Below are 26037 nucleotides of genomic sequence, written 5' to 3'. Positions count from 1 at the left end.
TTCCGGCCGTCCCGTTTCACCCCATCGCCAAGCACGCCGTGCCCGTCGTCGAGACCTGGTACCGCTTTCGCGATGCGACGAAGCTTTAGCGACGGCTCGCTCAGGTCTTGGCGCGATAGCCGAGGCCGCGCACGGTTTCGATGAGGTCGCGCCCGATCTTGGCGCGCAGATGGTGGATGTGCACCTCGACTGCGTTGCTTTCGATTTCTTCTTGCCAGCCGTAGAGCGCCGCTTCGAGCTCGCTCTTCGAATGAATGATGCCGGGACGCTCGACGAGTGCGAGCAGGACCGCGAACTCGCGGCGTGACAGGTTCAGGACCTGGCCGTTCTTGGTGGCCGACCGGCGCTCGGCGTCGAGTTCGATGTCGTGCCAGGTAATGACGGGCGTGGCGCGGCCCACGGCGCGACGGCGCAGCGCGCGCAGCCGGGCCGCCACCTCATCGAGGTCGAAGGGCTTGCCCAGGTAGTCGTCGGCGCCATCGTCGAGACCGCGGATGCGGTCGGCGACCGTGTCGCGGGCGGTGAGCAGCAGAACGGGCACGGTGTCGTTGCGCTGGCGCAGCTCGCGCAGGATGTCGAACCCCGAGCCGTCCGGCAGCATGACGTCCAGCACGACGCCGTCGAACGAGGTCGTGGCGAGGGCGGCGAGCGCGTCGGCACAGGTGCCGACGGCATCGGCGGAAATGCCGTGAATGCCGAGCCCGACAGTGAGGCCATTCTGGAGAACGGCATCGTCCTCAACGACAAGAACGCGCATTGCGGGGGCCTCTTTGGCGTGCCAATGCGGGAAGCCTAGCCCGTTTCAATCGGTTAAATCCACTGCCCATCGGCTTAAGCTTGCCTTAAGCTCGGGGCTGTCACATCCCGGTTTGCTTCATGCGTGGCGGCATTTGCCGCCCGTGCGAAGCGGGCGGCTCGCGCGAAGCGGGACATTTGCGGCACGCGCTCGGCGCGATATGGGTCCTGCCATGAACTCTATCAGTGCGCGGCTTTTTACGCTCATCCTGCTGGCGACGACGCTCGTGTGGTCGCTCGGCATGGCGTGGATCTATTCCGGCAGCAAGCTCGAGCTGGAACGCGTTCTCGATGCGCGCCTCGAAGAGGCGACGCGCATGGTGAACTCGCTCATCGACAGCGCCGACTTCACGGTAACGAACGCAGTTTCGGGCGTGCGTGTGCCTAACCGATCCACCGCTCCGGTGTCCGGCATCACAGATTTCAAGCTTGCCTGTCAGGTCTGGTCGATCGACGGGCGCCTCGTCGGCAAGTCGAGTGCGGCGCCGAACACGCAGCTCACGCAGTCGAGCAGCGGCTTTTCCAACCAGGACATCAACGGCACGCACTGGCGCGTCTATGCGCGCGAGGATCGCGAGCGGGGCGTGCGTGTGCTCGTGGGCGACAACATCGCCCATCGCGAGCGGCTGGTGCGCGAGCTGATCTGGGGGCTGGCGGTGCCGGGCATCGTCGTGCTCGCCGTGCTCAGCGGATTGATCTGGATCGCCATCCGGCAGGGACTGGCCCCGTTGAGCCGTCTTACGCATGTCGTGGAACGGCGCAGCGGCGACGAGCTCGAGCCGATCGAGATCGGATCGACGGCGAGTGAAATCCGCCCCGTCGTCGATGCGCTCAATGGGCATTTGCAGAAGGTCATCGTGGCGCGCGAGCACGAGCGCAGCGTCACAGCATTTGCCGCGCATGAACTCAGAACGCCGCTCGCGGGCCTGCGCACGCAGGTGCAGATCGCGCTGGCGGCGGCGGACCCGGCCATGCGCGACGCGGCTCTCAAGAATGCGCTCGTGGCGGCCGACCGGACGACGCGGATGGCGCGGCAACTGTTGTCGCTGGCGCAGATCGATGCGGGAGCTGGGAAGGCGCCGCAGGACTGGATCGACGCGGGCACACGGCTGCGGGCGATTTGCGATGAGCTGCGCACGAAGGAGAACACCGCGCCGGCGACCGTGGACGACGCCCTCTATGGGTGCCGCATCCGGGTCAATCCGGATGCGTTTCATCTCGCGGCCCGCAATCTGACGGAGAACGCCATCCAGCACAGCCGCTCGGTCGAGCCGGTGCGGTGGACGCTCGTTAAGGGCGACAAGCACTTCGCCATCGCGCTGGATGACGGCGGGCCGGGCATTCCCGACGACGAGATCGGTATGGTGACGAAGCGATTTTTCCGCGGGCGGCACAAGTGCGCCGTTGGTAGCGGTCTCGGGCTCTCCATCGTGGAAACGGCGCTGGACAAGGACGGGCTGTCACTGCGCCTAGAAAATAGGCACAGCCCCGCCGGGCTCCGGGCAAGTATCCTGATCGATGCTGCGCGCATCGAGCTGCAGGCGCGGCCGCGCGCCGGAGAGCCGCCCGCCGGGGCGGTCGCACCTGCATCGGCTTGACGCGGCAGGCGTGTTTGCCCGGCGCCTTCACCGGCTCTTAAGCTTGCCTTAATCTGGGCTGGTAGAGGTCACGCACAAAGCTGCCGCGGATTCAGAACGGACCGGCGCACGTCAAATTGGCCTGTGCACGACCATTGGTTTGTGCATGACGATCTTCAGGTGGGGCAGCATATGTGGATCGTCAAATACGCGATCAGCCATCGTCACAGCGTCGGTGTGCTCGCGATCCTGCTGTTGCTGGTCGGCGGCCTTTCGGGGCGTCGTATGTCGACGGACATTCTTCCGGCCGTCAATATTCCCGCCATCAATCTCATCTGGACCTATCAGGGCCTCAACCCGCAAGAGATGGCGAGCAAGCTGACCTCGTTCAGCGAGCTTGCGGTGATGAATAACGTCGACAATCTCCGCGAGGTGCGCTCGGAGACGATCAATGGCGTCGGCATCGTCCGCATTGCGTTCCAGCCGGGAACGAACGTCACGAACGCGTTCTCGCAGGTCACGGCCGTCAGTCAGACTATTCTGCGGCGCATGCCTGCGGGCACGAACCCGCCGCTGATCGTGCCTTATGTGCCGTCGAGCGTGCCGATCATCCAGCTCGTGCTGGCTTCCGATACGCTGACGGACGGCGCGCTCTACGACTATGCGCGCCTGCAACTTCGCGCGCAGATCCAGTCCATTCGCGGCATCCGGCTGACGCTACCGTACGGCGGTGCCTCGCGCCAGGTGATGATCGATCTCAAGCCCGAAGCGCTGCAGGCTTACGGGATTTCTGCCGCCGACATCGCGCGGGCTACCGCGACGCAGAACCTCACGCTGCCCTCGGGAGCGCTGCGTGTCGGAACCCGTGAAATCGCCATCACGACCAACGCGAGCCCGGAGACAATCGCCAACTTCGCAAACCTGCCGCTGCGCTCCGTCGATGGCCGGGTGATCCGCGTATCGGAAGTCGCGAGCGTGCGCGACGGGCAGGCCGTGCAGAGCAACCTTGCGCGCCTCAACGGCCAGAACGCGGTGATCGTGTCGATCCTCAAGCTCGGCGATGCCTCCACGCTCGACATCATCAGCCAGATCAAGGCGCGCATGCCGGAGCTGCAGGCGGCGGCGCCCGAGGGCATCACCATCGCGCCAGTGTTCGATCAGTCGGTGTTCGTGACGCGCGCCATCGACAACGTCATGGTCGAGGCCGTGATCGTGGGGCTGCTGGTCGCGTTCGTGGTGCTCGTGTTCCTAGGGAGCTGGCGGTCGTCGCTGATCGTGCTGACGTCGATCCCGCTGGCTCTGCTGGCGTCTATCGCGGGGCTCGCGGCCACCGGCAATACGTTCAACCTGATGACGCTGGGCGGGCTGATGCTGGCCATCGGCATCCTGGTCGACAACGCACTGGTCGAGATCGAGAACATCAACCGCAATCTCGAGGCTGGGCTGCCGCTCAATCATGCGGTTCTCAAGAGCGCGAGCGAGGTGTCGTTTCCGGAGTTCGTGTCGACGCTCGCGATCTGCATCGTGTTTTCGCCGCTGTTCCTGCTGACGGGTACGGCGGCCTTCGTGTTCGTGCCGCTGGCGCTCGCGGTCGTGTTCGCGATGGCGGCATCGTACATTCTGTCGCGAACGCTCGTACCGACGCTCGCGACCCTCATGCTTTCGGAAGCGTCTCCGCACGGCGCGCCGGGTAAGGGGTTCTTCGGCTGGTTTGCGGGGCGCGTCGAGGCGCTGCTCCGGTTTCTCGAACGGTTCGTCGCCGGCATGGCGGCGCTGCTGCTGCGCTGGAAGATCGTTCCGCTCGCCGGGCTCGCCTTTGCGCTGGGGCTCGGGGTGATCTCGGCGCGCAATCTCGGCCGCGAGTTCTTTCCTGAGACAGATGCCGGCATGATCCGCATCTACGTGCGGGCGCAGACAAGCCTGCGTCTCGAAGAGACGGCGCAGACGTTCGCCGAGGTTCAACGTGAGATCCGCAACGTCATTCCTGCCGAGCAGGTGTCGTTCGTGGCCGAGAACATCGGCAGCCCCGAGCCCATCAATCTCGCGTGGGTGGAAAGCGGCGTGATCGGCTCGTTCGACGGCGAGATTCTCGTCCAGCTCGCGGACCATCACGCGCCGACGGCGTTCTACGTCCAGAAAATCCGCGCCATGCTGAAGGCGAAGTTTCCGACCCTCGTGACGTACTTCCGCCCGGCGGACGCGACGGCGCAGACGCTCGCGGGATCGGCGCAGACCTCCATCGAAGTGCGCCTGATCGGCCGCGACGTGCTCGGCAATTCGGAAATTGCGCGCGAACTCATGGCGCGGATGCGAGAGATCCCCGGAGCGGTGGACGTCGCACAGCGGCAGGTGCGCGATCTTCCGTCCTATTATCTCGAGATCGACCGCGTGCGCGCGCTGCAGGTCGGCGTGACGCCGCAGGATGCGGCCTCGGCATTGTTGGCGGCGCTGGGAGCATCCGGAACGGTGTCGCCCAACTTCTGGGTCGATCCCGCCCAGGGCGTCTCGTACACGGTGCAGGTGGTGGCGCCGCCCACCAATCTCACGTCGCTCGAACAGTTGCTCAACACGCCCGTGCGCCCGACCACCGGCGGCCAGCCCGTGACGCTGCGCTCCTTCGCGTCGCTGCAGCTCAGGACCATTCCGGCCAACATCGACCGCACGACGTTGCAGCCGACGACGACGATCCTCGCCAACGTGGAGGGACGTGATCTCGGCGGCGTGTATGCGGATGTGTCGGCTGCCGTCGCGGATCTGAAGCCGCGCCTGAAGCCCGCGAACCGCATCGAGATGGCGGGACAGGCGCAGTCCATGGAGCTGGCCTACGCTGAAATGCTCGGCGGGCTCCTGATGGCGGCGGTGTTCGTCTACCTCGTCATGGTGGTGAATTTTCAATCGTGGATGATGCCGCTGATTGCGATGGGCGGGTTGCCGGTTGCGATTTCGGGCGCGTTGTTCGCGCTCTACATCACTGGCACGCCGTTGTCCGTGCCGGCGCTGACGGGGCTCATCATGGTGATCGGCGTTTCGACGGCCAACAGCGTGCTCGTGACGAGCTTTGCGCGCGATCGGCTGTTGGAGGGTGTGGCGCCGACGCCGGCTGCCGTCGATGCGGCCGAGACGCGGCTCAGGCCGGTGCTCATGACGGCAACGGCGATGATCGTCGGAATTCTGCCGATGGCGCTCGGGCTCGGCGAGGGCGGCGAGCAGAACGCGCCGCTCGGGCGCGCGGTCGTCGGCGGGCTCTTCTTCGGGACGTGCGCCACGCTGACGTTCGTTCCGTTCCTGTTTTCCATTCTGGCCGGTCTCGGCCGGAGGGTTGCCACATCCGAAACAACCGGGGACCGCGTACGCGATGACGCGCGCGTCCCTGCTGAATGACGCGGAGCTCGGGAACATGAAAGCGAAAGCGATCGGTGTGGCTGTCGCGCTTGCGGGGTGCGCGGGAGGCGTGGCGCTGTGGCTGTCGGCGGAGCCGAAAAGCGCGGCGTTGGTGGTGCAGGCCGCGCAGGCGCTGGGGCTCAAGCCGGAGGCGGGCGCGCCGAAGGCGGACGCCAAGCCATCGGCCGGCGTGTTGCGGTCGGTTCGTATCGTTCGTCCCGAGCCCGCGAAGGGGACAACCACGCTCTCTCTTGCGGGGCGCACGGCGCCTGCCGAGCAGGCGCTCATCCTGTCGCGGGCCAGCGGCTTCGTGGCCGAGCGGCGCGTCGATATCGGTGACCGGGTCAAGGCGGGCCAAGTTCTGGTCGTGATCGAAGCGCCCGAGGTCGAGCAGGAGCTGCAGCGGGCGCGGGCGTCCATCGATCAGATGAAGGCGCGGCTGGAGCTTGCGCGCGCTACTCTCGAGCGGGGCGAAAGCCTAGTCGGCAAGGGGCATGTTTCGGTGCAGACGCTGGATGAGCGGCGCGCGACGAAGATGGCGGCGGATGCCGATCTTGCGGCGGCGCTGGCGGAAGTGAAACGGCTCGAAGAGGTGCGCAGCTTTCAGACCGTGCGAGCGCCGTTCGACGGCACCGTCGTCGCGCGGCAGGTGGAACGCGGCGATCGGGTTTCGGCCGACTCCGGGCAGCAGGGGAACTTCCTGTTGCGGATCGCGCATCTCGATGAACTCAGGATCGAGATCGATGTGCCGCAATCCTATGCGCTTTCCGTCGAGAAGGGCGCGTCGGCGAAGGTGTCATTCGCGGAACTGCCGGGACAGATGCTGACGGCGCGCGTGGGGCGCATCTCGCAGGAGATCGATCCGGCATCGAACACGATGCGCGCCGAGCTGTTGATGCCGAATCCCGGAAGCCGTATTCCCTCGGGCCTCAACGGACAGGTCATGATCGAGCTGGCCGCAGCAGGGGGCGCCGTGACGGTGCCGACGAACACGCTCCTGACGCGCGGCGGCGAACAGATGGTGGCAGCTGCGGACGACAGCGACCGCGTCGTGCTGAAGCGGGTTTCCGTGGCGAAGGATCTCGGTGAGCGTGTCGTCATTTCGACGGGCCTGACGGAGCATGATCGCGTCATCGTTAGCCCGAACGCGCTTCTCCAGGTCGGAGATCGCGTCGAGATCCTGACGCCAACGGCGCGCGCCACCCCCGCCGCCAAGTAACGCGCCATTTGTGGTGGTGCGCGGGGATGTGCTCCGCGCTTCACGCGACGCGTGAGCTGCGATCGTGCGTGCGTGCGTTCGCGCGCTCGTGCAGGTGCGCATGTGACCGGATGACCGGAAGCGCCTTCGCGCTGGCTCAGTCGTGCGAGAGGCACTTGTGCAACACCTTTGTCCGCATCGCTTTCCCTTAAGCTTCCCATAATTTGCGATCCGCACATCGCCCCCAGACACGCAACATCATCGGGGGCGCTTACACCGTGTTTCATCGCTGGATTGTCATGATCGGTTTGGCCGTTTCGCTTTCGGGCTGCGCGACGGGAAATCTCGATTGGCTCGGGGTCGCGTACGATTCGACGGAGACCGATCGCAGAAACTACGCCGCTCTCGGCGGCGAGCGGTTTCCGATCGCTGCGGCCGATCTCGGCAAGCTCGATCCGAAGTATCGCCGCCAGCCTGTGGCCTACGCAACGTCCGAGCCTGCGGGAACGATCGTCGTCGATACGGCGCAGCGCTATCTCTATCTCGTCGGCGAGAACGGGCGCGCCATGCGCTACGGCATCGAGGTTGGGCGCGAAGGCTTCGGCTGGAGCGGCGTGGCGACCATCGCGCGCAAGGCCCAATGGCCGACGTGGACGCCGCCCGCCGAAATGGTGGCCCGCGATCCGCGTACTGCGCCGTTCGCGAGAGGCATGCCGGGCGGCCCGGAAAATCCGCTCGGTGCGCGCGCGCTCTATCTCTACCAGGGGGGGCGCGACACGCTCTATCGCATTCACGGCGGCGGACGGCCGAGCACGCTCGGCAAGGCGACATCGAGCGGATGTATCCGGCTGCTCGATCACGACGTGATCGATCTCTTCAACCGCGTTCCGAACGGCGCGCGGACGGTGGTGCTGTCGGATCCGCGGCTTGCCGCGCGCCAGGAGAACAACAGCACGACGGCCTCGGCGCGCGCGGACGGCACCGTGCCGATGTGAGGGTGGGTCATCCGCGGTGGCTTGCGGAGGCCGGGTGTGCAGGCCTCTCTGCGTCTGCATGGCATCGCGGGCGGGCGCGTTGTTTCGTTAAAATTTACGATTTGGCAACGCTTCACGCTCTAATGATTAGTGTGGCCCGCCCTCTGCGCCGTTTTTCGACGACAGGTGGGTGGACCGTGTTCCTGCCACACTCGTGTAGGAAGAAGGCTCGATCCTTAAATCGTGCAGCGTCAGGGTTGATTCTTGCTCAGGCCTCTCATCGTTGTCAGCCTATTGTCAGGGGCGACCGCCGCGTTTGCGGAGCCGGTCCCCGTTGGCGGCGACGGTCTCAAGGCCCTTGCGGGTTCGCTTGTCGAAATCGACACGCCGCTGGGCACCAAGCTTCCCATTCTTTTCGGCGCTGACGGTCTCGTTTCGGCCGAAGCCGGCGATCTGGCGCCCATCCTCGGATCCAAGAAGGATCGCGGGCGCTGGTGGGTCGAAGGCGACCGCTTATGCTCAAAGTGGTTCCGCTGGTTCGATGCCGAAGTGCGCTGTCTCTCGGTTTCGCGCGACGGATCGCGCCTCTTCTGGAAGAAGGACGACGGCGAGACGGGTACGGCCACGCTCGTCGAGGCGCCGAAGTCTGATGCGCCGAGCCAGAAGCCTGCCGCACCGCAGCAGGTCGCCGTTTCGACTGAGGAGCCTGCGAAGCCTGCCAAGAAGACCACGCCCGCCGAGCGCGCGCCTGTCTCCGTTGCGTCCGCCGAAGCGGCCTCCGCCTCCGCCGACGAGGGCATTCCCGAGCCGGTGCGCAAGCCGCTTGTCGAGACCGTAGCCGTCACGGCGCCTACCCCGATTGCCGTTGCGGATGCGTCCGGTTCGGCCCCTGAATTTTCCACGGAGCCGATGATGCGTTTCGGCGGCTCGGGCCTGCTCGAAGCCTCAGGGCGCATCGGCCTCGAGAACGGCGCCGCCCCCGACTCCGCGCGGGAGCCGACGGCTGCCGCGAAGGCCGCATCCCGCACAGTTCCGGCCACGGCGGCCGCGGTGAAGGTTGCGACGGCTCCGCCTGCGATTGAAAAGCGCGCGCCTGTTCAACATCGATCCTTGGCTGCAGCCGAGAAGGTCGCAGCTCTGCCCCAGCCGAAGTCCAAGCCGGCCGCGCCGGCGCGGCAAGCGGCTCAGCAGGCGGCTCGTGACGTCATGCTCTACAGGGTGCGCGGCGTGAGCGACGACGACGTGCTCAATGTTCGTCGCGGGCCCTCCGAAGACCAGGCTTTGGTCGCGACCATTCCCCCCACTGGGCGTCGCCTCGAGGTGACGGGGCAGTGCCAGAAGGACTGGTGCCCTATTCGCTATGGTTCCTCGCGCGGCTGGGTTCACAAGTATTATCTTGCCGAAGAGAACCCGCGACAGGCGTCGTCCAGCAGCGTCTATCTCGCGAAGCCCTGATCTTCCAATCGGGTCTCGATTGCCTGTGGCGCGGGATTGCGCGCCCGTCTCCCCGCATCGCCGCGTACACCACCGCCGCACCGCCGTTGTCTTATCGACCGGCTCTCTGTTCGATTGCGCTCGTGCACGAACGCCCTTGCGGGAGGCTCAGTTGCCCGCCAATCTGCGCGGACAGAACGAGAGCCCTGAGGCGCTGGAACTTTGCCAGTGCCGGGAAGTTTTGTGGCAATGGCGGATTTCATGAAATATCTGGGAGGTGCGCTACACCGTGTCTATGACGCGGTCGTGCAGCGCCCGATGCCGTGGCGCATGATCGACAAGCTCAGCAGCCTCGAGGAAGCCGAAGAGGCGCAGCAGGAGCGGCGGAAGCAAAGCGGGGTCGATCCGTTGCGTGCTGCGGGGCATGTGGGTTCTGGAAATGTGATGAGCCCGGACCAGCATCCGCCTCAGCAGGAGCCGGGCGGCGAGGGCCGTTCGTAGGCCCCCGCGGCCGAGCTTCCCGCCACCAAGTTTGCCTCCCTTGATTTGCCTTCTATTCAGTGCTCGCTCGTCCACGCTCGGGGGGCTGCTCATTAAGGCCACATTTCCTTGGTCCTTGGGTCCCTTCCGCACGAACAAGAAGAAGGGGGAGCAATGCCAAAAGCGCGATTTCAGCTCGTGATGGCGTTTGCGATGGTGGGTACGGCGGGGGCCGTTCAAGCCGCAGGTTCGCTCGAGCGATCGCTCATGAAGCTCGAACCTGAGGAGCGCGCTCATCAGGTGTGCGTCGTGAGGGGGCTCGATGCGGTGCGCCGCGACAAGCGCCTCTCCAAGGCGGACCGGCTGATGCCGGACATTTTCAAGCGCTCGAAATTCGAAGGCAGCTCGGTCTCGGCCAAGGGGGCGGCGGTTCGCGCCGGCGGCCATTGGTATGCGCTTTCGTTCAACTGCACTGTTTCGCAGGATCAGCTCAAGGCGGTGGAATTCACCTTCGAGCTCGGCAAGGAGATTCCGCCGGACACTTGGGAAGAGGTGGGGCTTTGGCGCTAGGCGGCTAGAGCGCTGCTATCGGCGCACAACCGAGCTACGCTCTCGATGCGCAACCGAGCTACGCTCGGGGGGCGCGATCCAGCAGATCGCGGAGCATCTTGACGACGCGGGAGGCCGGACCCTGGCCTCCGCATTGGATGCTGATGCGGGCGCCTTCGAACAGCAGGAACACTTCGTCCGCGAGGGTTTCCGGATCCCGGTAGCGTGCGTCGCTGAACAGCCGCACGAGGTTTTCGCGCTTGCGCTGCTTGTAGTCCTCTATGACGGCGCGGGCGGGATGGCCCGGCTGAAGCTCGACGGCAGCGTTGGCCATCGCGCAGCCCCGCTCAAAGCGGTTGGTCAGAATCTCTTCGACGTGATCGACCCAGCCTTGGAGACGGCGGCAGGGATCATCGGGGTAGTTTGCCGCGAGTGTGATCCACAGCGCGTCGCCTTCGGCCGCAAGCTCCCGGGCGTAGGCCGCGACCAGGTCGTCCTTGGAACGGAAATGACGGTAGAGCGTCATTTTGTTGGTCTGGGCGGCTTCCGCGATCGTCTCGACCCCGACCGAATGCACGCCGTGGCGATAAAAAAGGTCACGGGCCGCGGCCAGGATGCGCTCCCGCGGAGGTGGCAAGGGACTGTCCGTCCCCTCAGTGGTGCGACCAAATTGAACCAATTGACTGCTCATCCGCTCTTGACTGGATTGTTACCGATCGGTACCTAGTGGGGTGTTACCGGTCAGTAACGTCCTAACACAAGTGATTCCACTTTGTCATCGGATCAAATTCGCTTTGCAAGGTTCGTAGTCTGATTCTCGGAATTCCGGCGCAGGCATCCCTTTTTTGCCCGCTCATTCTGCTTCAGGTCCGAGACGAGAATTGCTTCGCGCTGGAGGATTTATGTCGCCTCGTGCATCGCGTTTTTTTTATGTGATTCCGCTCGTTACCTCGCTCGCGCTGACGGCGTGCGGCGACGGTAAGCCGGCCGGCCAGGCCGGCGGGCCTCCTCCGGCGCCCAAGGTGACGGTGGCCAAGCCGATCAAGAAGCTCGTCGGCGACTACGACGAATACGTCGGCCGCTTCGTCGCGTTCGACTTCGTCGAGGTTCGCGCGCGCGTGTCCGGCTATCTGGACCAGATCGCGTTCAAGGACGGCCAGCTCGTCAAGGCGGGCGATCCGCTGTTCACCATCGACCGCCGGCCGTTCCTGGCCGCGCTCGATCAGGCGAAGGCCGCGCATGAGCAGGCCGAGGCCAATCTCGCGTTCGCCGAATCCGACCTCAGGCGCGGCGAAAGCCTCGTCCGCGGCACGACCATCACGCAACAGACTCTCGATCAGAGAACGCAGGCCAAGCGCGTGGCGGAAGCGTCCGTCACGGCGCAGAAGGCGGCCGTGCGGCAGGCGGAGCTCGATCTCCAGTTCACCGAACTCAAGTCTCCCATTTCGGGGCGCATCGGCGACCGGCGCGTTTCGATCGGCAACCTCGTGACGACGGATTCGACGCTGCTGGCCACGGTCGCGTCCATCGATCCCATCCGGTTCGAATTCACCATGGATGAGGCGTCCTATCTCCGGTACGTGGGCGCCGCCACCGCCGCGACCTCGCGCGATGCCAATCGCGGCATGTCGCTGCCGGTCAAGCTCAAGCTGATCGACGAGAAGGATTTCGTGCACGAGGGCAAGATCGACTTCGTGGACAACGCGATCGATCGCTCATCGGGCACGATCCGCGGCCGCGCCGAGTTCAACAACCCGGACGGAAAGCTTACGCCCGGCATGTTCGGGCGCATCCAGATCGCCATCGCCAAGCCGGCCGTGGCGCTGCTGGTTCCCGATAGCGCCATCGGCACCGAACAGGTGCGCAAGTTCGTCTATTCCGTTTCCAAGGACGACGTAGCAACGCCGAAGTACGTCACGCTTGGGCCTGTCGTCGACGGCATGCGCGTCATCACGGCAGGCCTGGACGCGAACGATCAGGTTGTCGTCAACGGCCTGATGCGCGTGCGGCCCGGCATCAAGGTGACGCCCGAACAGGCGACCGCCGAAAATCACTCGGGCGACGCGGTCGTCGGCACGAACTGATCCATTCTCGCCGCGGGCGTGGTTGCGTGACCGGTCCAGGCTTTCGAACTCGCTCACAGCGGCAGGCAGATCATGCGCCTTTCACACTTCTTCATCGACCGACCGATTTTCGCCAGCGTCATCTCGATCGTGTTCGTGATCGTCGGTGCGGTGGCGCTCGGCCGGCTGCCTGTCGCGCAATATCCCGAGATCGCGCCGCCCGTCGTCAATATCTCCGGCCAATATCCGGGTGCCAGCGCCGAGGTGGTGGCCTCGACCGTCGTCGCACCGCTCGAACAGCAGATCAACGGCGTCGAGCGGATGCTGTACATTTCGTCGAACTCGACGGGTGACGGACGCTTCACGATCTCGGTGACGTTCGACCTCGGCACCGATCTCGATACGGCGCAGGTTCAGGTGCAGAACCGCGTTGCGATCGCTCAGCCGCGCCTGCCGGCCGACGTGCGCAACATCGGCGTTACGGTGGCGAAGGCGTCGCCCGACATGCTGATGGTCGTGCATCTGTTCTCGCCCAACCAGTCGCGCGACACCCTGTTCATCTCGAATTTCGCAAGCGTCAACGTGGTCGACGTTTTGAGCCGCATCGAGGGCGTGGGCTCGATCACCGTGTTCGGCAGCCGCGATTATTCGATGCGGGTTTGGCTCGATCCGGACCGCTTGCAATCGCTGGCGATGACGGCCAACGACGTCACCACGGCGCTGCAGCGACAGAACGTGCAGGTGGCGGCGGGTGTTCTCAATCAGCCGCCCGTCGACCAGCCCGGCGCGTTCCAGGTGGCCGTGCAGACGCAGGGCCGCCTCGCCGATCCGGGCGAGTTTTCCGAAATCATCGTGAAGCAGGTCGGCTCGTCGGTGGTGCGGCTCAAGGATGTGGCGCGCGTCGAGCTTGCGGCGCTCGACTACGGCCTCAACTCGTATCTCGACAAGAATCCCGCCGTGGGCCTTGGCGTGTTCCAGCTGCCGGGATCGAACGCGCTCGACACCGCGGAGCGGATCAAGGCGACGATGGCGGACTTGTCCCACTCGTTTCCCGATGGCCTCAAGTATGACATCGTCTACAACCCGACCGAGTTCATCCAGCAGTCCGTCGACGCGGTGATCACGACCATCCTCGAGGCGGTTGTGCTCGTCGTGCTCGTGGTGATCCTGTTCCTGCAGACGTGGCGGGCGGCGATCATTCCGATCGTGGCCATTCCGGTTTCGCTGATTGGCACGTTCTTCCTGCTCGCGGCCTTCGGGTTTTCGCTCAACAATCTGTCGCTGTTCGGGCTTGTGTTGGCCATCGGCATCGTCGTCGACGATGCGATCGTCGTAGTCGAGAACGTCGAGCGAAACATGGCGCTGGGCATGGATCCGCGCGAGGCCTCGTATCGCACGATGGAGGAAGTGGGCGGAGCGCTGATCGCCATCGCGCTCGTGCTCTCGGCCGTGTTCGTGCCGTCCGCATTCATTACCGGCATTTCCGGGCAGTTCTATCGCCAGTTCGCGCTGACGATCGCGGGCGCGACCGTGATCTCGCTGATTGTGTCGCTGACGCTCTCTCCGGCGCTCTGCGCGATGCTGCTCAAGCCACATGCGGAAGGGCATCAGAAGCAGAATTGGCTGATGCTGCCGCTCAATGCCTTCTTCCGCATGTTCAACTGGAGCTTCGACAAGCTCGCGGGCGGATATTCGTGGCTGGTGGCGCGCATGGTCCGCTTCGCGGTCGTGATGCTGGTGCTCTATGCCGGTCTGCTCGCCTTCGGCATGAACGAATTCCGCAAGACGCCGATCGGGTTCATTCCGGCCGTCGACGGCGGCTATCTCATCACGGTGACCCAGCTTCCGCCCGCGGCGTCGCTCGCGCGCACCAACGAGGTCAACAAGCGCGCCGTGGAACTGGCGCTCGACGTGCCCGGCGTGGCGCATGCGGTGAACATCGTTGGCTTCTCCGGTGCGACGCGCACCAACGCCTCGAATTCAGGCGCGGTGTTCGTCACGCTGAAGCCGTTCGAAGAGCGCGCCGGCAAGCCGGAGCTTTCGGCGCAGGCGATCCAGAAGGCGCTGCTGGCCAAGTTCTCGACCATCCAGGACGCGATGGTGCTCGTCGTCGCGCCGCCGCCCGTGCGCGGCATCGGCAGCGCCGGCGGTTTTCGCATGATGATTCAGGATCGGGCCGGGGCCGGACCGGCGGCGCTGCAGCAGGCGGTCGGCGCGATGATGGCGAAGGCGGCGCAAACGCCCGGTCTCAGCCAGGTGTTCTCGATGTTCGAGACCTCCACGCCGCAGCTCTATCTCGACATTGACCGCGTCAAGGCGCAGATGCTCGGCGTCAATGTCACGGATGTGTTTACGGCGCTGCAGACGTATCTCGGCTCGGCGTATGTCAACGACTTCAACCTGCTCGGACGCACATTTCGCGTGACCGCGCAGGCGGACAGCGACTTCCGCAACAACAGCAAGGACGTGCTCAAAATCCGGGTGCGAAATTCGGCGGGCGATGCGGTGCCGCTCGGCACGTTCACGACGGTGCAGGATATCTCGGGCCCGTCGCGCGTTCCGCGCTACAACCTCTATCCGGCGGCCGAACTCGACGGCGCAGCCGCGCCCGGCTACTCGCAAGGTCAGGCCATCGACCTGATGCAGAAGCTCGCGGCTGAAACGCTGCCGCAGGGCTTCAGCTACGAGTGGACGGAATTCGCCTATCAGCAGATCCGGGCGGGCGACACGGCCGTGTTCGCGTTCGCGCTCGGCGTGGTGTTCGTGTTCCTGGTGCTGGCGGCGCAGTTCGAGAGCTTGACGTTGCCGCTCGCGGTCATCCTGATCGTGCCGATGAGCTTGATCGCGTCGATTACGGGCGTGATCATGCGCGGGCAGGACAACAACATTCTGACCCAGGTCGGGTTCATCGTCTTGATCGGCCTCGCGGCCAAGAACGCGATCCTCATCGTCGAGTTCGCAGCCCAGCTCGAAGCGCAGGGTAAGAGCCGGTTCGCCGCGGCGACGGAAGCGTCTCGCCTGCGCATGCGGCCGATCATCATGACGTCGCTGGCGTTCATTCTGGGCGTGGTTCCGCTCGTGTGGGCGACAGGCGCCGGCGCCGAGTTGCGTCAGGTGCTCGGTACGGCGGTGTTTGCGGGCATGATCGGCGTTACGGTGTTCGGCCTCATCTTCACGCCGGTTTTCTACGTGGTCTGCCGCTGGCTCGGCGGGGCGTTCTCCCGCAAGCCGAAACCAGTCGAAGCGACGGCTGCCCCTTCTCCTGCTGAATAGACAAAACCCGCCGGACATGTCCGGCGGGTTTTTTCATTGGTGCACGTCTGCTCGCCATCGCCGTTCTCGGGATGAGCCCAACACGTCTAGGGCGCGGCGATGCCAAGCACGGCGCGCACGCGATCGAGGGTGTCAGCGGCTGTCCCGTTCGAGCAGATGCGCGTCCACGTCATGGGGCCGACGTCGCGTTCGAACTGGGCGCGAACGACGGCCGCGTCAGAGTCAGAGGCGTCGTCGTGGCGAGCTTCGACGCGCGCGATCTGCGTATCGAGCGACGCTTCGAGCCAGAGGCCATGGAACGTGGCACCGGCTTCGCTCGCAATTTCGGCGATGCGCTCCCGCTCGGCGGGCTTGGACGAGACGCCGTCGAAGATAACTCCGTGGCCGGCGGCCAGCGCGCGAGCCGTCTTCGCATACATCACGGCGTAGACGTCGTCGGAAAGTTCTTCCGAGTAGTGGTCGGATGTCAGGCGTTGCGTTTCCGGAACCTCGAACATGCGCTTGCGCTCGATGTCCGTGCGCAAGCTGAGAGCTCCCGGCGCGGGGCCGATCTGCGGCGCGAGGCTGGCGGCGAGGGTCGACTTCCCCGTGCCCGAGAGGCCGCCTATGGCCACGAGCACGGGCGGACGCGGCTCAAGGTAGGCATTGGCGGCCGCGATGTAGGAGCGGGCGACGGCGATCAGGTGGGCATCGCGCCCTTCGGCCCGTTGCAGTGCGCCCTCCAGAGCCACGAGACCGCGCACGGCGGCGCGCGTTGCGAGAAACAGCGGCAGGGCCCGCAGTCCATCGATTTCGCCGCCTGTCGGCGCGGCTGCGACATAGGCATTGAGCACGACGTTGGCCGCGGGGCGATCGAGGCGCACGTCGAGGTCCATGAGCAGGAACGCCAAGTCGTAGAGCACATCTATCGTGGCGAGCCGCTCGTCGAATTCGAGGGCGTCGAAGGCGGTCGGATGGCCGCCGATCAGCACGATGTTGCCGAGATGGAGATCGCCATGGCAGCGCCGAACGAGGCCTGTCTCGCTGCGTTCGTCGAGCAGAGGCGCGAGGCGGGCGGTCTCGTCGCGGCTCATGTCTGAAAACCGTTCGACGACGCGGGCGATGGAGCGCGGAGCGGCCCCCGTCAGCGCGTCGGCGAGCTGATGGACGGTGTCGCGCATGACCTTTGCGCCGGAAAGATCGGGCACCGGCGCGATGCTGCGATGATAACGCGCCACCATATCGGCGAGCGCCTTGGCCAGCGGGGGCTGGAGGGGGGCGGTGTCGGCCCGATGCGCCAGGAGATCGTTCTGGTCGAAGCGGTTCATGACGAGCGCGTAGTCGATAATGCTTTCGCCGCCGAACGCGATCCGTCCGTCCGCATTGCGGCCGATGTGGATGAGGTGGCCGTAGATGTCGGGTGCGTGGGAGGCGTTCAAGTCCAGTTCGCGCTTCAGGGCCGCGTGGCGCAGTGCGAGCGTCGTGAAGTCGAGAAAGGGAAGGCGGATGCGCTTCTTGATCTTGATCGCTTTGCGGCCGGCCAGGAACACGCGGGCCGCATGCGTTTCGATCAGCGATACGTTGTCGACGCCTTCGGGATAGGAATACGGGTTGAACAGGAAGCCGATCAGCTCGGCCTCTTCGTTCGAAGTCTCGGCGAATTTATGGACCAGACGTTCCCGTGCCATGGCGTTCTTTCAAGTGAGGCGGGGTCGAGGAGCGGCCGGCGGCGTATCCCCGGCCCCCGGGCATCGTCCAGAACCGGACATATGACAAGAGGGATCTGGCAAGGGGCGATCTCTGCGGACAACGTCAGCGATCGGCCTCGCTTCCGTGAGCGGTGGGGGCTAGACTTCGGCACCAGACATTGCTCACAGATCTATTCGACCTCCCGATGGCAAAAAAAATCTCCTCCGCGACGGCGTCCCGCAAGCAACTCGCTCGGAAGGGGCCGCTGTCGCGCGCCACGCTCCGGCTTCGGATCGTGTTTTCTTCGGATCGGCAGATCGGGCCGGGCAAGGCGGACCTGCTGGATGCCATCGCGCGGTCGGGATCGATTTCATCGGCGGCGCGCGATCTCGGGATGAGCTACCGGCGCGCGTGGATCCTGGCGGACGAGCTGGGACGGCTGTTCAAGACGCCGATCCTGACGACGGCGGCGGGCGGCGCTCACGGCGGCGGGGCGCAGCTCACGGAATTCGGGCAGGCGCTGCTGGCTGCGTACAGACGCATCGAAGACCGCGCAGCCGCCGCGGCGTGCGCGGAGCTGGCGGCCTTCGAGCAAGATTTTCACGACGTCTGAGGCGCGCGGCGCCTTACTTGACGACGGTGAAGCCCTGTCCTTCGAAGATCTTCGTTGCTTCGGCAGACGAGAGATAGTCGAGGAAGGCCTTGGCGTCGGCGTTCGCCGACGAGGCCGTCAGCGCGGCGGGATATACGATCGGCGGATGGCTGTCGGCGGGGAAGGTGTCGAGCACCTTCACTCCGGGCTCGCTGTTGGCGTCGGTGCCGTAGACGATGCCGAGCGGAGTTTCGCCGCGGGCCACGTAAGTCAGGGCCACGCGCACGTTCTCGGCTCCGGCGACCTTTTCCGCGACCTTGTCCCAGACGCCGAGCGCCTCGAGCGCGGCCTTGCCATACGTACCGGCCGGAACCGATTTCGGATCGCCCATGGCAAGACGGCCGTCGCCCAGAGCTTCGGCAAGTGCGAACCCCTTCTCGATCTTGAGCGTCTTGGTGCTGTCCTTCGGTGCGATCAGCACGAGGGTGTTGGCGAGAAGGGTCTTGCGCGATCCCGCGTCGATCAGCTTGCGCTCGGCGAGCCAGTCCATCCATTTGAGGTCGGCGGAGATGAACAGGTCGGCCGGTGCGCCGGATTCGATCTGCTTGGCGATCGCGGACGAGGCGGCGAACGACAGCGTCACCTTCTTCGACGTGCTCGCCTCCCACGACTTGGCGATGCCGTCGAGCGCGTTCTTGAGGCTTGCGGCGGCGAAGACGACGACGGGCTTCGTCGCGGTGGCAGCTTCCGCGGCGGGGCGGGCGTCCTGGGCGCGCGCGAGTGGGGCGCCCACGAAAGCGAGGGCGAGCAGTGCGATCGTCAATCGAAGCGTCCGGCTCATGGAGCATGTCCTGTCTGGCTGTATCTGCGGCGATACAGCGATGGGCCGGGCGGCTTGTCAAGGATGTGCTCGCCTGAGGGCGCGCGCGCCGCCAAACGCGGGTTCAGGTGGCGAAGATATTGGAACGTGCGCGTGTCTTTGCAGAGGGCGCGGGCAAAAAAAGAAGCTCGCGGAGGCTGAGCCGCCCGCGAGCTTCCGTCAGAATGTCACGTGCGTGTCGATCAGTGCGTCGCGTAAGCCTTCTCGCCCTTCGTCAGAGCGAACTCTTCTTCCGGCGACAGGATCAGCTTGTGCCGGCCGATGAGCGCGAAGTAGAGCACGCCGATGGCGAACCAGGCGGCAACCCAGTAGACGCCGACGCGGTACACGGGATCCTGCAACTGCATGTAGATCGTCACCAAGGCGATGATCACCGTGGCGGCTGCGCCCGCAATGCCCACCGGGCTCTTGTAAGGACGCTCCAGGGTCGGGAAGTCGCGCTTCAGCTTGATGTAGGTCAGGCCTTGCATGACGTAGGAGAACATGGCGCCAAAGACGGCCATGTTGAGCAGCGTGCCGCCGATGAGCTGAGCACCCTTGTCGGCGCCTTCCGCGAACCACACGATCAGCATGACGGCCAGGCCCAAGATTGCGCCGGCAAACAATGCGATGTGTGGGGTCTTGCGCTCGCCGTGGGTGATGGACAGAGCGCGCGGGAAGTAGCCGGCGCGCGACAGCGAGTAGATCTGGCGGCCGTAGGCATAGATGATGGTGTGGAAGCTCGCGATTAGGCCGGTGAGGGCGACGATGGCGAGCAGGGTTGCGATTTCCGTGCCGTAGAGAGCGCGGAAGCCGTCAAGGAGCGGTTCGCCCGAAGCGCCGAGCTTGTGCGAGCCGACGCCGTTCACCGACGGATTGAGCGTCAGGATGAGGAACGCCGAGACCAGCAGCGTGAACATGCCGGCGAGAATGCCCTTCGGCATGTCGCGCTTCGGATCGACGGATTCCTCGGCGGCGAGCGGCAACTGCTCGATGGCAAGGAACAGCCAGACCGCAAACGGCAGGGCGGCAAGAACGCCGTAGCTGCCGAACGGCAGGAACGGACCGTTGCCTTCCGGCAGCTCGGTGCCATCGGGCGCGATGTTCAGGGCCCAGCGGCTGAAGTCGATGTGCCCAATCGCGCTCAAGTGAAACACGGCAAGGCAAAGCAGCGCCAGGATCGTGATGATCAACGAAAAGCGGAACGACAATTCCACTCCGACGTAATTCAGCGTCACGAAAATTATGTAAAACGCGATCCAAAACAGCGGTTGCGTTTCGGCCGGCGCGCCGAGAATGGCGGCGGCATAGCTGCCGATGAAGAACACGATGACGGCGGGAGTGATGACGTACTCGACGTTTTCCGCCAAGCCGGTCAGGAAGCCCCCCCAGGGACCGAAGGCGGTACGTGCGAACGAGTAGGCGCCGCCGGTGTGCGGCATGGCCGGGCTCATTTCAGCGAGGCTGAACGTGAGGCCGAGGTACATAGTGGCGATGACGATGGTGGCGATGAACATGCCACCCCAACCGCCTTGCGCGAGACCGAGATTCCAGCCCGAAAAGTGGCCCGAGATCACCGCGCCGACGCCGAGCGCCCACAACGACCACACGCCGGCATGACGCCGTAATCCACGCGCTTTGAAGTAGGCGTCGTCAACTTTCTCGTAGGTGACGCCTTGTGAATGTCCTTCCATCTTACGCTCCCCTTAAGGTTAGATCGCTCTGGGAGAGTAGGTCAGGCGCGGGACAATTTCATTCATTCGCTTCGCAAAGACGAACAATCGCTTTGTAAAAAAGATAATTGCGGCTTTGCAGCAATCATTTGTTGGAGTGCACAAAAAACGATCAAGCCGCCGAAATTCGCACCGGTTCAATCGTCGCAAAGTCGGCAACGATCACTTGATTGCGTCCGCTGGACTTCGCGAGCATCAGCGCTTTGTCAGCCTGCTTCAACGCGTTGCGAAGCGTCTCTCCGGCCGGCCATTCGGCGACGCCGAAACTGCACGTGATGTGGAAGGGGCCGTTCGATCCGATGAATTCGGTCTCTGAAATGGCGCGGCGGATGACATCGCACCAATGTGCAGCCTGCGGAGCATCTAGCACCGGAAACGCGAGTGCGAACTCTTCGCCGCCGAAACGCGCGACGATGGGAGCTTCTTCGCCGGCGATTCGCGCGACCGCCGAGATGACTTCGTCGCCGACGTCGTGGCCGTGCTGATCGTTGATGCTCTTGAAGCGATCGATGTCGAGGAGCGCGAGCGCGAGGTTGTCGCCCTCGTCCAGTTCGCTGCGCCGTTGCTCGACCGTTGCCATGTAGGCGCGGCGGTTGAGAGCGCCGGTGAGGTAGTCGGTGCTCGCCTGCTCAACGAGCTGGCGCTGCATGGTGATGATGCGGTTGGCGGCGCGCAGGCGTGCCGTCAGTTCCTCGTGGCGCACCGGCTTGACGGTGAAGTCGTCGGCGCCGCAATCGAGCGCCTCGGCGAGTGCGCGCTCGCTCGTGTTCGAGGACATGACGATGATGTGGAGGGGGCGTGCTGCGCCCACAAATGTTCTGAGGTTCCAGCAGAGCTCGAGGCCGGGGATCGGTTCGATTTCGAGGCTCGTCAGCACGACGTCGACGCTGCGCGTCGTCTCGATGTACTGGAGCGCAAGATCCGACGCCGAGAAGCAGTCGACGTAGCAGCCGGCTGCCTGAAGCTCGATGGCCAGCTTCTGTTGCACGACACGGCTCGGGTCGACGATCACGACATGCATGCTTTACTGCTTTTTCTGGATTGTCAGCAGTGGGAGTATGCGGGCAGTTCGTGAAAATGTGATTACCGGAGGCTTACGGCCGTCCGGCATACACGCACAACGGAGCCAACGGTTTGTGTTTTGGCCCGCGCGCAAGACATTGTAGAACTTAGGGAAAGCCCGGAGGGAGTGGTGCCGACAGCAGGATCGGGAGGGAGCTGTCTGCCGGCACCACGAAGCGAGACGCCACTCGTGCTCTAGGGTCGGGGAGGGGGTGCGAGTGGCGCCCGCAATCCAAAGCGGTTTGCGCTTCGGGCTCCAGGTGCCTGACGGCGAGCCTGGGAGCATGGGGTTAACGTGGGGCCTTGAGGGCGGTTCCATTGTCCGTGGGTGGCAAGATGGTCGCAGCCGTCTCGCCCATGCAACCGAACCCGGATCACTCGTCGATCACTCGTCCAACAGTCCCCCTGGAACTTTCTGGCCGGATATCCGTTTTGGCGGATCATGCTGGTGGGCGGGTACTACCCTGAATAGAGTGGATTTGATACGGCAAGACGGCGCCCGTGCGGGTCCGCCGATTGTCGGTGGGTATAGGAATTCCCGCGAATACAAAGCGCTAACACGTCCGGTGGGTCCGCCGGGCGCGTTCGGGAGGTGTGTGACGCTGACAGGTTCCGAGGGAATGAATGCCAATGACGACGTCTAAATCGGTCGGACCGGCTCAGAGTGCCACGGCCGAAGACCACGAAAGCACTGAAACCGCGGGCGTCGACGCCGCCATTCAGGGTGCTTTGGGTCGCAAACTGCGCGAGAGCTACGACCAAGTGGTCAAGGAGACCGTGCCCGATAAATTTCTGCAGCTTCTCGACCAGCTCAAGCAGTCGGAAGGCTCAGGAAAGACGGGCAAGAGCTAGATGGCAGGACCTGAATTCGAAGAAGCTCTCGTCGGCGCCATTTCGCATCTGCGCGCCTTCGCGCGATCGTTCGCCAACGATCCGCAGCGCGCCGACGACCTCGTGCAGGAAACGCTGGTCAAGGCGTGGAACAGCCGGGATTCGTTCACGCCCGGCACCAACTTCCGGGCCTGGCTCTTTACCATTCTTCGCAACGTCTACTTCTCGCAGCATCGCAAGCTTCGCCGCGAGGTCGACGACCCGGACGAGCAGTATCAGAATTCGCTCGCCGTGCAGCCGGAGCAGTACGGCCATCTCGACATGGCGGACTTCCGGTCCGCGCTGGGTACGCTCCCGCCGGATCAGCGTGAAGCGCTGGTGCTTGTCGGTGCCGAGGGCTTCTCCTATGAGGAGGCGGCCCAAATCTGCGGATGCGCGGTGGGCACGATCAAGAGCCGTGTCAACCGGGCGCGCAACCGCCTCGTGGAACTGCTCGGAGACGACGATCAGAAGGGTGGCGCGGCGCAGGCGCGCTCCGCTGTTGAGGCCGACCCGGAGGGCGCGACTACCGCAGAGGAGCCGGCCCACGAAAAAGGCACGGCGCGCGGCCGCTAGGTCGTCTATCCTGCGCCAGCGGAGTTTCACGCTCTTGTGGAACTTTTGCCGGCGCTTTGCGTTAAGCTGGGGGCCGCGGGCCTCGGCCAATCCAACACGTCTGCCATGTAGGGAGAGAACTTCCATGTCGCTTGCTGAGACCATCGCGCCGCAACTTCCGTATCTGCGGAGATTTGCCCGCGCGCTCACCGGCAGCCAGGAAAGCGGTGATGCCTACGTGGTGGCGGTGCTCGAGACGCTCGTCGCCGATCCCGCGAGCTTCCCGGAAGGGCACTTGAAGCGCGTCGGCCTCTACAAGTGCTTCCTCAAGGTATGGAACTCGGTCAGCCTCAATCGCGAGCCTGTCGAACCGAAGACCCAGGCCGACAAGAGCCTCGAGGCCATCACGCCGCTGCCGCGTCAGGCGTTTCTGCTCGCCTCCGTTGAGGGCTTCACGACGCAGCAGATCTCCGAAATTCTCGGCACCTCCGCCGATGAGGTTACGCGGCTGATCGAGGAAGCCGGCGAGCAGATCGCCGAGCAGACCGCGACGGACGTGCTGATCATCGAGGACGAGCCGCTCATTTCCATGGACCTCGAGGCGCTGGTGAAGGGGCTGGGGCATCGCGTGTCCGGCGTCGCCAGAACGCATCGCGAGGCGCTGGCGGAAGTGCGCAAGAAGAGGCCGGGTCTCGTTCTCGCCGACATCCATCTCGCCGACGGAAGCTCCGGACTTGATGCTGTCAACGAGATCCTGCTCGGGTTCACCGTGCCGGTGATCTTCATCACTGCGTTCCCTGAGCGGCTGTTGACGGGTGAACGCCCCGAGCCGACGTTCCTGATCACGAAGCCGTTCGAGCCCAATACGGTGCGGGCGCTCGTCAGCCAGGCGCTGTTCTTCGGCACGAGTGCGCATTTCCCGGATGCGACGGGGGACAGCGATAGCGGCGGGCGCTATGCGGCTGCCGGAGGGCGGGCGAGGACGTAGGTTCGTCGTCGCTCGTTCTGAACGCAGGGCAGAATGGTGGTTTCTTTCCAAATAGGTGGTATACTGCGCTTGTCAGCCTTGGGTACGGCAAGCGTATGCAATTTCATGCTTGGACAGATTGATCCTCCTAAGGTCGATTAAGTCTGGTTCTCGCTAAGTTGGTTGTTGCCAGCCGGGAAATTGCGTTCCCCGAATTCCAGCCGTTTCGCCTCCTAGCCTTTCGCCGCTAAGAATTGGAACCTGAATGGCGCGTGTTCTTGTTGTCGATGACGAGGCGCTCATCGCCATGATGCTCGGCGATCTTCTTTCTGAATATGGGCATGAGACCGTCGGTCCCGCCCACTCGGAAAGCCAGGCGCTGGAGCTTGTCGCGTCGACCGATATCGACGCGGCGATCTTGGATGTGACGCTCGGAGATCACGATTGCTTCACTGTCGCGCGCGCGCTGCAGGGGCAGGGGATTCCTTTTGCTTTCGCAACTGGCCACGGCTCGCACGCGGTGCCGGATGATTTCCGTGACCACGTGACGGTTTCTAAGCCGTTCGATTTCGAAGCCGTGCGGAAGCTGGTTACGGATCTGCTTCAGCCGGGGCAGTGACAGGGCTCTGCCTGCCTGATCGGCATCTCTCGATATCTTTGGAGGACATGGTCGCGCTGGCGCATTTTGTGCCATGTGCGTGCGATCGCGCAGAGCGTCTGCCGTCACGCGTCGAGGCGGCGCGGCGTCGTAAAGTGCTCGAGGTTTCCGGTCGACCCTGCGATGTCCGCCCAGGCGGCGGCCTGGAAATTCAGAACCGCGAGGGCGCCGGTCGGAAACTCCTGCGCGAGGGCTGAGAGCAGCTTGCGCTCTCCGTGGCCGACGAGCTCCAGCGCCAGTGCATGAAGCCCCGGGTTGTGTCCGACGACAAGAACGTGCGGTTCGCTGGTCGCTGACGCCGCGATGACGCCGCGGATCACGGAGGGCGGCGCCAGATATAGAGCGTCGTCGTAGATCACGCGCGGGGTGGGTGCGCCCAGCTCCGCCAATAGCAAGGAGAGCGTTGCGCGGGTGCGCATCGCGTCCGAGCACAGGATCAGATCGGGGCGGAGCTTTTCGTGCCGGATGAACTTGGCAACCAGCGGAATGGCCTTCGCGCCGCGCTTGGCCAGCGGGCGGTCATGGTCGTCGAGTTGGGGATCGGCCCAGCTCGATTTGGCGTGGCGAAGAAGGGAAAGCGTCAGCATTTGAACAGCATGGCGGTTCGCTGCGGTTCGTCAAGCTGATCTTTGGCGGGCGCAGGACAGTAATCCTGCGCCCGCCAGTTTGGGCCCGCGTCGTTTGGCGCGCGGGAGCGATTAGAGTTCGCCCTTGAGGCCCTTTTCAAAGTACTTGTGCACGATCTTGTCCTGGTTCTCGAGCAGCCAGTCGATGGACGGCTCGTTCGACATCGCCTTGTGGATGGCGCGCGACGTGGCCTCGCGATGAATGTCGAACAGGGCTTTGTGATCGAGCTTTTCGACGGTCACGATGGACGGGTTGAGCCACAGCGACACGATGATGCCGAGGTCGTTGGCCTTGTCCTTGGGGATGTCGCCGTTGCGCACGGCGTCGAGCACGCCCATGGCGGTGGCATACTGCACCGTGCCCATCAGGATGTTCGTGTAGCGCTCGCTGGTGACCGTGACCTTGCTCACGCAGAGCGTGGCCGGGCGGACCATGACGTCGGTGTTGAGCAGGGCCAGAACGCGGCTGTGGCCGACAACCTGGTTGCCGAGAAGGTTCGCGAAGGCGGTGCCGAGGGGCCCGTCCATTTCACCGATGGCAACTTCCGGCTCTGCGGCCGTGAACGGAGGGCCACCGGCCACAAGTGCTTCGCCCGTTCTAATTCCAATTCGTCCACTCATGTGCGGCTCCTGTGTGCTGACGCGGCCTGTTCGCCCGCGAAAGGGTTACGGTTCGAATGTGAAAAATCGTCCGGCCGATCGCGCGGGGCGCGATCGTGGTGC

22 protein-coding genes are annotated in these 26037 nt (G+C 64.5%); 14 read left to right on the top strand and 8 right to left on the bottom strand.

Features of this window, described 5'->3' with window-relative positions:
- Positions 1-100: 100 nt before the first annotated feature.
- Positions 101-757, bottom strand: a complete 657-nt coding sequence (locus K2Y42_RS09270) for a response regulator transcription factor (RefSeq protein ID WP_291151416.1) — start codon at positions 755-757, stop codon at positions 101-103.
- Positions 758-968: 211 nt separating this feature from the next.
- Between K2Y42_RS09270 and K2Y42_RS09265 the strand changes: the two genes are divergently transcribed.
- The 7 genes from K2Y42_RS09265 to K2Y42_RS09235 all read left to right on the top strand — a co-directional run bounded on the left by K2Y42_RS09265 (position 969) and on the right by K2Y42_RS09235 (position 10409).
- A complete protein-coding gene (locus K2Y42_RS09265) occupies positions 969-2393 on the top strand; it encodes an ATP-binding protein (RefSeq protein ID WP_291151413.1) in 1425 nt (474 codons plus the stop codon).
- Between the two features lie 141 nt (positions 2394-2534).
- Positions 2535-5753 carry an efflux RND transporter permease subunit gene (locus K2Y42_RS09260; protein WP_291151410.1) on the top strand — a complete coding sequence of 1073 codons (3219 nt, stop codon included), beginning with the start codon at positions 2535-2537 and terminating at the stop codon, positions 5751-5753.
- Positions 5754-5769: 16 nt separating this feature from the next.
- Positions 5770-6972: an efflux RND transporter periplasmic adaptor subunit gene (locus K2Y42_RS09255; RefSeq protein ID WP_291151407.1), complete on the top strand. Its 1203-nt coding sequence runs from the start codon at positions 5770-5772 to the stop codon at positions 6970-6972.
- Positions 6973-7244: 272 nt separating this feature from the next.
- The gene (locus K2Y42_RS09250) at positions 7245-7946 is read left to right on the top strand and encodes a L,D-transpeptidase (protein WP_291151448.1); all 702 of its coding nucleotides are present in this window, start codon (positions 7245-7247) and stop codon (positions 7944-7946) included.
- Positions 7947-8189: 243 nt separating this feature from the next.
- Positions 8190-9380 carry an SH3 domain-containing protein gene (locus K2Y42_RS09245; protein WP_291151405.1) on the top strand — a complete coding sequence of 397 codons (1191 nt, stop codon included), beginning with the start codon at positions 8190-8192 and terminating at the stop codon, positions 9378-9380.
- A gap of 228 nt (positions 9381-9608) precedes the next feature.
- Entirely contained in the window at positions 9609-9860 is a 252-nt protein-coding gene (locus K2Y42_RS09240) for a hypothetical protein (protein ID WP_291151402.1), read from the top strand.
- A gap of 153 nt (positions 9861-10013) precedes the next feature.
- On the top strand, positions 10014-10409 hold the full coding sequence (locus K2Y42_RS09235; RefSeq protein WP_291151400.1) for a DUF930 domain-containing protein: 396 nt from the start codon (positions 10014-10016) through the stop codon (positions 10407-10409).
- A gap of 58 nt (positions 10410-10467) precedes the next feature.
- Here K2Y42_RS09235 and K2Y42_RS09230 read toward each other — a convergent pair whose 3' ends face one another.
- Positions 10468-11025 carry a TetR/AcrR family transcriptional regulator gene (locus tag K2Y42_RS09230; protein WP_291151397.1) on the bottom strand — a complete coding sequence of 186 codons (558 nt, stop codon included), beginning with the start codon at positions 11023-11025 and terminating at the stop codon, positions 10468-10470.
- 265 nt (positions 11026-11290) lie between these two features.
- Here K2Y42_RS09230 and K2Y42_RS09225 point away from each other — a divergent pair, with 265 nt between their 5' ends.
- Entirely contained in the window at positions 11291-12472 is a 1182-nt protein-coding gene (locus K2Y42_RS09225) for an efflux RND transporter periplasmic adaptor subunit (RefSeq protein WP_291151394.1), read from the top strand.
- Positions 12473-12544: 72 nt separating this feature from the next.
- The gene (locus K2Y42_RS09220; protein WP_291151391.1) at positions 12545-15724 is read left to right on the top strand and encodes a multidrug efflux RND transporter permease subunit; all 3180 of its coding nucleotides are present in this window, start codon (positions 12545-12547) and stop codon (positions 15722-15724) included.
- An 86-nt stretch (positions 15725-15810) separates the two neighbouring features.
- Here the strand turns inward: K2Y42_RS09220 and K2Y42_RS09215 are convergent, their stop codons facing one another.
- Positions 15811-17391, bottom strand: coding sequence for a bifunctional aminoglycoside phosphotransferase/ATP-binding protein (locus K2Y42_RS09215; protein WP_291151388.1), 1581 nt, complete (start codon positions 17389-17391; stop codon positions 15811-15813).
- Positions 17392-17597: 206 nt separating this feature from the next.
- Between K2Y42_RS09215 and K2Y42_RS09210 the strand changes: the two genes are divergently transcribed.
- Positions 17598-18005, top strand: coding sequence for a LysR family transcriptional regulator (locus K2Y42_RS09210; protein WP_291151385.1), 408 nt, complete (start codon positions 17598-17600; stop codon positions 18003-18005).
- Positions 18006-18018: 13 nt separating this feature from the next.
- Here the strand turns inward: K2Y42_RS09210 and modA are convergent, their stop codons facing one another.
- From modA to K2Y42_RS09195, 3 genes are all read right to left on the bottom strand, one after another.
- Entirely contained in the window at positions 18019-18825 is an 807-nt protein-coding gene (modA, locus tag K2Y42_RS09205; RefSeq protein ID WP_291151382.1) for a molybdate ABC transporter substrate-binding protein, read from the bottom strand.
- A 221-nt stretch (positions 18826-19046) separates the two neighbouring features.
- Complete coding sequence (gene eat / locus K2Y42_RS09200; protein ID WP_291151379.1) at positions 19047-20537, bottom strand: ethanolamine permease; 1491 nt, start codon at positions 20535-20537, stop codon at positions 19047-19049.
- 151 nt (positions 20538-20688) lie between these two features.
- Positions 20689-21597, bottom strand: a complete 909-nt coding sequence (locus K2Y42_RS09195; protein WP_291151376.1) for a diguanylate cyclase — start codon at positions 21595-21597, stop codon at positions 20689-20691.
- 671 nt (positions 21598-22268) lie between these two features.
- Between K2Y42_RS09195 and K2Y42_RS09190 the strand changes: the two genes are divergently transcribed.
- From K2Y42_RS09190 to K2Y42_RS09175, 4 genes are all read left to right on the top strand, one after another.
- Positions 22269-22490 (top strand): NepR family anti-sigma factor, encoded by a 222-nt coding sequence (locus tag K2Y42_RS09190; protein ID WP_291151374.1) that lies wholly within the window; start codon positions 22269-22271, stop codon positions 22488-22490.
- On the top strand, positions 22491-23084 hold the full coding sequence (locus K2Y42_RS09185; protein WP_291151371.1) for a sigma-70 family RNA polymerase sigma factor: 594 nt from the start codon (positions 22491-22493) through the stop codon (positions 23082-23084).
- A gap of 124 nt (positions 23085-23208) precedes the next feature.
- Positions 23209-24051, top strand: a complete 843-nt coding sequence (locus K2Y42_RS09180) for a response regulator (protein WP_291151368.1) — start codon at positions 23209-23211, stop codon at positions 24049-24051.
- 244 nt (positions 24052-24295) lie between these two features.
- Positions 24296-24649, top strand: a complete 354-nt coding sequence (locus K2Y42_RS09175; RefSeq protein ID WP_291151365.1) for a response regulator — start codon at positions 24296-24298, stop codon at positions 24647-24649.
- 104 nt (positions 24650-24753) lie between these two features.
- Here K2Y42_RS09175 and K2Y42_RS09170 read toward each other — a convergent pair whose 3' ends face one another.
- Together K2Y42_RS09170 and fae are read right to left on the bottom strand one after the other, a co-directional pair.
- Positions 24754-25275 carry a histidine phosphatase family protein gene (locus K2Y42_RS09170; RefSeq protein ID WP_291151362.1) on the bottom strand — a complete coding sequence of 174 codons (522 nt, stop codon included), beginning with the start codon at positions 25273-25275 and terminating at the stop codon, positions 24754-24756.
- 111 nt (positions 25276-25386) lie between these two features.
- Positions 25387-25935 carry a formaldehyde-activating enzyme gene (gene fae, locus K2Y42_RS09165; RefSeq protein ID WP_291151359.1) on the bottom strand — a complete coding sequence of 183 codons (549 nt, stop codon included), beginning with the start codon at positions 25933-25935 and terminating at the stop codon, positions 25387-25389.
- Between the last annotated feature and the right edge of the window lie 102 nt (positions 25936-26037).

The sequence above is a fragment of the Hyphomicrobium sp. genome (assembly GCF_019744875.1).
In the GTDB taxonomy this organism is placed as follows: Bacteria; Pseudomonadota; Alphaproteobacteria; order Rhizobiales; family Hyphomicrobiaceae; genus Hyphomicrobium_C.
Note: the sequence above shows the minus strand (reverse complement) of the source record. Positions and strands in the feature narration are given on the sequence as shown.